Source organism: Moorena sp. SIO3I8 (genome assembly GCF_010692325.1).
Classification (GTDB): Bacteria; Cyanobacteriota; Cyanobacteriia; order Cyanobacteriales; family Coleofasciculaceae; genus Moorena.
On sequence record NZ_JAAHHW010000239.1, the window covers coordinates 1 to 3,638 of the forward strand.

A 3,638-nucleotide genomic window follows, 5' to 3' on the forward strand; every position below is an offset into this window, starting at 1 on the left:
AAGCTTCTTCATGGCAAAAAGAAAACCAAGCAGAAGGCTTGAAGTAAGGCTTGAGCCGGATGATGGGTAACTGTCAAGTCCGGTTCTTAGGGGAGGGGAGTAGAGTAATCTACAAACCTTACCCGACTTCACGCACGGTTCTGGAGCGGAGGTGCCCTGGATAATACCAGGCATCGACCGTAATTACCACCTTCCTTGACAGTGTCGGGGATGTAGTACTCAGCTTATCTGACTCCGCAGACGTAATAAACGTCCAGGATGTCACGATTTGTCCGGGTTAAAAGTATCAGTGTCAAGAAACCCTTAACACGTTTGACCGTGATCTATATTCATACCAAATCTGGGTCTAAAACCCCTGATTAAAAAACCAATAGGCGATCGCCTATTGGTTTTTTAAGTGGTCACAAGTAGCTTGAACGCTTGACTGAGTGTGGGGTGTGGGGTGTGGGGTGTGGGCGAAGGGGTGTCAGGAAAGATTTATTTGAATGAGTTCAAGGGATTCAGGTTCGAGGAGCATTCGATATAGATCTTAGGTCATAGTACTATAGGCATAGCTAAGGTCTCTAGTTTTGTATGTATTTCAGATTCCCTCTACCTAGTGATATAGATCACATATGTTTTTCTTATATTAGTTTTTGTTGAACCATATATTAAATATTCTTATATTTCAAACCATTTCACCTGGCAAAAAAATTATTCAATTAAGGCGGTTTTCTTTACAAAAACTATAAAAACTTTATAAAAATTCATAAAAAATGGCCTCGTAATCAGAGGGTAGGGCGAATGAGGATTTGCCCTACCCTCGTAGTTACAAGTTTAATTGTTTAAGTTGAATTTAATAACAAAGGCGTTGCTTAATAATGGAATGATTTTAAGAGTTTTTAGGTGCGGGCAGGATGCCCACTCTACTCCTATTCATTCGAAGACTGACGCAACGCCAGGAAGTTAGGCTACCAGGGACTGGCACAGTTGATCTTCTAGTTGCGACTCTTGCTCAGCCATGGATTTAATGGCTTGAATCATCACTTGGCGAGGCTCAAAACCCACTCCATGAAGTTGTAACCATTGCGAAGCGGTGTTTCCTTCCCGTAGAATTTTCTTAATTGGTGAGAGGAAGCAACTAAAACCGTGTTTTTTCGCTACCGGCCAAACCTCTTGATAAAGTTCCTCAATCCAATCTCTTGCCAGAATTAGTCTGCCATCCTGCCAATGCCTCAGTTGGGCATCCAAACTGGATTTAGCCGCAGCCACTTCATTGGCATCTGTGAGGGCAATCAAGTCAGCGGAACGGTTGTTGGCAGGTATTGTACTTATCTCCAGGGGGTCAAGGCTGGGATCATCAATCAGTTGGATCAGGCGTGCTTCCAATAGTGCCATAACCGATAACAGGGCAATGGGATCGACCATTAAATCACAGATTCTCAGCTCTAGGCGGTTGAGATCATAGGGGCGTCGGTTGCCATTGGGGCGCACAGAGGTCCACAGATGACGGAGATTAAACATGGTACCAGCAGCGAGTTGCTGTTCAGTCCACTGGATAAAGTGACGATGGCTTTCAAATAAAGGAACATCACAGGGAGTTTTGGGAAACATTCCCCAACGGGTGGAGTGATAGCCAGTGGTTTTACCGTCCAGAAAGGGGGAAGATGCACTCAGGGCTAGATACAGTGGAGCTTCCATTCGCACTAGACGACAAGCTCTCATCAGGATTTCTGGGTCAGAGATGCCCACATTGATATGGATGCTGGCAGTGACAACTTTAGTGCCGTAGGTGGTCTCAATGTAGGAATAGTAAGGATTATTGGGGTCAGAAATGTAAAAGCGATCGCTTCCACCTAAGGACAGGGTACTGCCAGGAATTAGTGTATAGTGACCCAAGCTTTTTAAATACTGTCGCAGCTGCTGTCGAGGACGCACTAAGGCACATAAGAGACGGTCATAGCAACATAAAGGAGCAGTGGTATATTCGACATGGCGCTGATCTGGCTCTCGGACAAATCCGTCGAGGGATGCCACAATCTGATCGGAAAAACCGACAATATCCCCTTCGGGAGTGCCGGTATACATTTCTACTTCAAAGCCTTTGGATAGCAGCACAGTTTTTTCTAATGGGGAATGGTAAATTGGGAGTGGGGAGTAGTGTTGGCCATAGCTATAGGGAATTTATCTACCTATATCTAGCTATCAATCTTATAAATTACGACCAAAGAATTCCTCCTTCTTTAGTTTGCCATTAAAGCTTAAACTGGCGATAGACCTCAAGAGCAGCACGGTAAAGTAAAGAGTGGCGATAGATCAGGGCATCGAAATCATTTCCGTAGCCACCACCAATAACACTAGCGACTGGGATGCCCGCTGCTACACAGGTACTCAACACTTGCATATCCCGACGGTAGATTCCTGTGTCGGTCAAGGCTAATTTGCCCAAGTGGTCTTCTACATGGGGGTCAACTCCAGCATCGTAGAGGACTAAATTGGGTTTGAATCCTGAGAGTAAGTCCGGAAGATACTTGGCTAGGGTTTGTAGATAGGCATCATCATCTATTCCCTCTGGTAGGGGAACGTCTAAGTCGCTTTTTTGTTTAGTGCTAGGGAAATTGACTTCACAGTGCATGGAAAAGGTGAAGACACTGTGGTCGTTTTGGAAGATAAAGGCGGTACCGTCTCCTTGGTGGACATCTAGGTCAACAATTAGAATTTTCTGCACTAGTCCCAGTTGTTGCAGGACACGAGATGCGATCGCTAAATCATTAAAGATACAAAAACCTGAGCCATAATTGGGAAAAGCATGATGGGTACCACCAGCAGTATTGCAGGCTAACCCTTTACTCAGGGCTAGTTTAGCAGTAAGAATCGTGCCACCTACGGCAGTACAAGTACGCTTGACTAAAGCTGGACTCCAAGGTAAGCCAATGCGTCGCACAGCTTTCGGGTCAAGGGTACCTTGACAGTAAGCTTGAACATAGGCGGGGGTGTGAACCAGGTGGAGCCAATCGAGTGGGGGAAGGTCTGGAGTGTGGAATTGTTGAGAAGTGGCAATGCCTTCTTGTAGCAGTAGTTGGTAGAGTTTCCCAAATTTAGGCATGGGAAAGCGATGCCCGTCTGGCAGAGGTGCAACATAGTCCTGGTGATAGACGATTGGCAAGTTCATGATCAGACAGGGTTTTCCAGCTCGCTACACTTTTTTTTATAATCATCAACCAAGTCAAAGGAAGCATAGCATGAATGACCCTTGGAATACTTTTAAGCAACAGCCTTGGCTACCTCTGTCGAAAGTAGCTGCTTTGACCACTGTGCTGGTAGTTGCTCTAGAGAACCTGTTGATATGGGTCTTGACTCAATCAGAAACTTTCCGCCCCGTCTCGCGGCTACTATTTTCTAGACCCCTAGCAATCATCTGGTTTATGGCTGCGGCTATAGGAGTTGGGGTGTTAGGAGTCTATATTTGTGAACGTTGGCAGTCTCAGGTATTCCTGAAGACCTCTAGTCTCTGGGCTTTAGTGTTCTGCCTTATCGTCGGTTTATTGCTCAAGTCCCAACTTCCCATCCCTTTTGGGTTAGTTGGGTTTTCCATGAATGCTGTGATTGGAGTAATCCTAGGGGTCTTTTGGAAAGGTCGTCCTTACTGGCGTTATTGG

At 45.5% G+C, this 3,638-nt stretch carries 3 protein-coding genes; 1 reads left to right on the forward strand and 2 read right to left on the reverse strand.

Annotated elements, in window-relative coordinates:
* Positions 1-945: 945 nt before the first annotated feature.
* The gene (gene gshA / locus F6K51_RS35535) at positions 946-2,097 is read right to left on the reverse strand and encodes a glutamate--cysteine ligase (RefSeq protein WP_293030429.1); all 1,152 of its coding nucleotides are present in this window, start codon (positions 2,095-2,097) and stop codon (positions 946-948) included.
* A 136-nt stretch (positions 2,098-2,233) separates the two neighbouring features.
* Complete coding sequence (locus F6K51_RS35540) at positions 2,234-3,151, reverse strand: histone deacetylase (protein WP_293030432.1); 918 nt, start codon at positions 3,149-3,151, stop codon at positions 2,234-2,236.
* Between the two features lie 70 nt (positions 3,152-3,221).
* Here F6K51_RS35540 and F6K51_RS35545 point away from each other — a divergent pair.
* On the forward strand, positions 3,222-3,638 hold a 417-nt coding region (locus F6K51_RS35545), incomplete at its 3' end, for a peptide chain release factor 1 (protein ID WP_293030436.1).

Excerpts from the sequence above, each read along its gene's own strand:
- F6K51_RS35540 (WP_293030432.1), bottom strand. The coding sequence starts at position 3,151 with ATGAACTTGCCAATCGTCTATCACCAGGACTATGTTGCACCTCTGCCA.